Below are 3842 nucleotides of genomic sequence, written 5' to 3'. Positions count from 1 at the left end.
GTGTCACCGATCGCGCAGGGCGCGCTCGTCGGCCTCGTGCAGCTGCTCGTCGATGAGCGTGGTGTCGATCTCGCCCACGGCGCCCGGCCCCACGACACCACGCTGGATGGTGACGCGCCCGCGCTCTCGCAGCCGTCGCTCGACGTACGCCGCGACCCGCGTGAGGGCGTAGTTGATGACGATGAAGATGATCGCGATGACGATGATCGACGGCACGATGTTGCCCTTGTACGAGCCGATCGACTTGTACTGGTTGAGCAGCTCGTCGTACGTGATGATCGAGCCCAGCGCGGTGTCCTTGATGACCACGACGAGCTGGCTGACCAGGGCCGGCAGCATCGCCGTGATCGCCTGCGGGATCTGGATGATCCGGAGCGTCTGTCCCCGCGTCAAACCGATGGACAGTCCTGCCTCGGACTGCCCCTTCGGCAGGCTCCCGACGCCCGAGCGGATGAGCTCGGCGACGACGGACCCGTTGTAGAGGGTCAGTCCGGTGACGACCGCAGCGAGGGGGACGAGGTCGAAGTCGAACGTCTGGTTGAACGCGTAGAACCAGAAGGCCGCGATCATCATGACGAGGACCGGGACGGATCGGAAGAACTCCACGATGACGGAGCTCACCCATCGGATCGGTCCATTGTGCGACAGCCGTCCCATGCCGAAGATGACGCCGAAGATCGCGGCCAGCACGACGGAGATCGCCGCGGCCTTGAGCGTGTTGATCAGGCCGGGGATCAGGTAGTTGCCCCAGATCTCGGCGGTGAGGAACGGGGTCCACTTCTCGGGCGCGAGGTTGCCGTTCTCGCCGAGCTTCCACAGCGCAAAGGCGACGAAGGCGGCGATGAGCACGAGGCCGACGATGGTGAGGACGCGGTGGCGAGCCCGGGCCCTGGGCCCCGGGGCGTCGAAGAGGACGGAAGTGCTCATCGCTTCACCACCAGTCGGTTGGACAGGTAGGTCGTGAGGATCCCGATGGGCAACGTCAGGATGACGAACCCGATGGCGACGACGAGGAAGATCGGCACGAGCAGGTCGGACCGGAACTCGATCATCTCGCTCATCAGGCCGGCGATCTCGGAGACCCCGATCGCCGTCGCGACGGTCGTGTTCTTCGTCAGGGCGATCAGCGTGTTGCCGAGCGGCGTGATGGCACCACGGAAGCCCTGCGGCAGGACGACGTCCCGCAGGCTCTGCGAGAAGGTCAGCCCGATGGACCGGGCCGCCTCGGCCTGTCCGACGGGGACGGTGTTCACGCCCGACCGGATCGCCTCGCACACGAAAGCGGCGTGGTAGACCGACAGGGCGATGATGGCCCAGATGATGTTGTTCCGGGCGAGGTCGTCGCTGAAGTTGAAGCCGAGGTTGACCGCCATGACGATGTTCGAGGCGATGATGATCAGCGTCAGCGGGGTGTTGCGCACGGTGTTGACATAGAACGACCCCGTACGTTGGAACACGGCCACGGGCGCCAGCCGCAGGATGGCCACGACCGTGCCGATGACGAGCGAGCCAACGGCAGCGGTGACGGTGAGCAGGATCGTCATTCCGAACGCCGCGAAGATGTTGTACTCCGCGAAGAGTTCACCCATGTGCAGTCCTCCTCGGGCGACCAGATTGTGGTTCCGGCGTGGCTGGGACCCTGCCAGAGCGGGAGGTATGCCGCTGAGCTCGCTCAGCTCAGCGGCATACCTCTGCGTGTGGCTGAGTGGTCAGGCGGACTGGCAGGTGGGCGTGGGCGGGTTGCCCTCACCCGGCTTGTAGTTCGCCGGCCCGAGGTACTTGTCGACCGACTTCTGCCACTCGCCGGAGTCGATGAACTTCTTCACCGCCTCGACGACCTGGTTGCAGAACTCGGTGTCTTCCTTCTGGATGCCGACGCCGTAGTTCTCGGTGGAGAAGGTGTTGCCGACCACCTTGAGCTGGCCCTTGTTGTCCTCCTGAGCCGCGTAGCCCGCGAGGATCGTGTCGTCGGTCGTCAGGGCATCGACGGCGCCGGACTTGAGGGCGTCCACGCACAGGCTGTAGGTGTTGTACTCCTGCAGGTTGACGCCAGGAACCTCCTTCTGGACGTTGACCGCGGAGGTCGAGCCCTTGACGGAGCAGAGCTTCTTGCCGTCGAGGGTGTCGGGACCCGTGATCGTCGTGTCGTCGGCGCGGACGAGCAGGTCCTGGCCGGCGATGAAGTACGGGCCGACGAAGGAGACGTCCGCCTTGCGCTTGTCGGTGATCGAGTACGTCCCGACGATGTACTTGACCTGGCCGGTCTTGAGCAGCGTCTCACGCTGGGACGACACGGCCTCGACGAACTCCGGCGTGAGGTTCAGCTCCGTGGCGATGAAGTTGGCCAGGTCGACGTCGAAGCCCGAGTAGGTGGCGCCGCTCTTGAGGCCGAGCCCGGGCTGGTCGAACTTGATGCCGACCTTGACTGTCTCGCCGCCGCCGCCGGTGGCGCCGGCTCCGCCGTTGCCGCCATCGTCGCTCCCGCACGCGGCGAGGCCGAGGGCGGCGACAGCGGCGATGGCAACCGCGCTGGTGCGCCTGAGCTTCATGAGTTGTCCCTCCTGGTTGGTTCGGCTCCGGAGATCACCGGAGCCGTGTGGGAATGGTTGGCTAGTGGGTGAGGATCTTGCTGAGGAAGTCCTGGGCCCGTGCCGACTTCGCATTGGTGAAGAAGTCCTCAGGCGTGTCCTGCTCGACGATCTCGCCCTCGTCCATGAAGACGACGCGATCGGCTGCGCGGCGGGCGAACCCCATCTCGTGGGTCACGACGATCATCGTCATGCCCGACTTGGCGAGGCTCGTCATGACGTCGAGGACCTCGTTGATCATCTCCGGGTCGAGGGCCGACGTCGGCTCGTCGAAGAGCATGACCTTGGGGTTCATGGCGAGGGACCTCGCGATGGCGACGCGCTGCTGCTGCCCACCGGACAGCTGGGCAGGGTACTTGTCCCTCTGGGCCTGGACGCCGACGCGCTCGAGGATCTCCATCGCTCGCTTCTCCGCCTCACCCTTGGCCACGCCGCGCGCCTTGATCGGGCCCAGCGTGACGTTCTGCAGGATCGTCTTGTGGGCGAAGAGGTTGAAGGACTGGAAGACCATCCCCACGTCGGCGCGGAGGTTGGCAAGGTCCTTGCCCTCCTCCGGGAGCGGCTGGCCGTCGATCAGGATGCGGCCGGACTCGAACGTTTCCAGGCGGTTGATGGTCCGGCACAGGGTCGACTTGCCCGACCCGGAGGGCCCGAGCACGACGACGACATCGCCCTTGCCCACGGTGAGGTTGATGTCCTTGAGCACATGCAGATCGCCGAAGTGCTTGTTGACTCCCTCCATGACCACGATGGGATTCCGATCGTCGGTCACCGAGTCGCGCGATGAGTCCACATCGACGTCATTGGCTTCGTCCATGCGGGAAACCTACCGGGTGATCGTCACCGTGAGCGAGGGCTCAGCCGGAGAGTCTCCGAATCGTAGCGAAGCCGCCCACGGCCACTCCGGACGAGTGCACGAGCGGGAGGTCAGCCCGCGCCTGTTGTCGTGCTCGAGGAGGGTGCGTCTGATCCGTCCGCACTGTCCGACGATCCGGTCGGTGCGGTGGGGTCCGTGGCGGCGGAAGTCTCGCTGGGCGCTACCGATTCCTCGGTCGCGGTCTGCGTCGGCTCGGACGTGGTCGGGTCCGGCTCGGACGTGACGGTCGGCTCCGAGGTCGACGGCTCCGAGTCGGCCCCACTGGTGCTCCCCTGGGAACCCGTCGTCGTCGGTGCCGGCTCCGGCTCGGAGGTTGTCGTCGGGTCGGGCTCGGACGTGGTCGGGTCCGGCTCGGACGTGGTCGGGTCCGGCTCGGG

Annotated in this window: 5 protein-coding genes; 1 reads left to right on the top strand and 4 read right to left on the bottom strand. The window is 66.0% G+C overall.

Features of this window, described 5'->3' with window-relative positions:
* Positions 1-3: 3 nt before the first annotated feature.
* From VJN29_RS05585 to VJN29_RS05570, 4 genes are all read right to left on the bottom strand, one after another.
* Positions 4-927, bottom strand: a complete 924-nt coding sequence (locus tag VJN29_RS05585) for an amino acid ABC transporter permease (RefSeq protein WP_324142595.1) — start codon at positions 925-927, stop codon at positions 4-6.
* A complete protein-coding gene (locus VJN29_RS05580; RefSeq protein WP_324142594.1) occupies positions 924-1589 on the bottom strand; it encodes an amino acid ABC transporter permease in 666 nt (221 codons plus the stop codon). Before VJN29_RS05580 ends, VJN29_RS05585 begins: the two co-directional genes overlap by 4 nt.
* Positions 1590-1709: 120 nt before the next feature.
* On the bottom strand, positions 1710-2549 hold the full coding sequence (locus tag VJN29_RS05575) for a glutamate ABC transporter substrate-binding protein (protein ID WP_324142593.1): 840 nt from the start codon (positions 2547-2549) through the stop codon (positions 1710-1712).
* Between the two features lie 61 nt (positions 2550-2610).
* Positions 2611-3339, bottom strand: a complete 729-nt coding sequence (locus VJN29_RS05570) for an amino acid ABC transporter ATP-binding protein (protein WP_324142596.1) — start codon at positions 3337-3339, stop codon at positions 2611-2613.
* Positions 3340-3534: 195 nt separating this feature from the next.
* On the opposite strand from VJN29_RS05570, the gene VJN29_RS05565 reads away from it, so the two are divergent.
* A partial coding sequence (locus tag VJN29_RS05565) for a hypothetical protein (protein ID WP_324142592.1) occupies positions 3535-3842 on the top strand: 308 nt, incomplete at its 3' end.

It is taken from the genome of Intrasporangium sp., assembly GCF_035280925.1.
Taxonomy (GTDB): Bacteria; Actinomycetota; Actinomycetes; order Actinomycetales; family Dermatophilaceae; genus Intrasporangium.
Note: the sequence above shows the minus strand (reverse complement) of the source record. Positions and strands in the feature narration are given on the sequence as shown.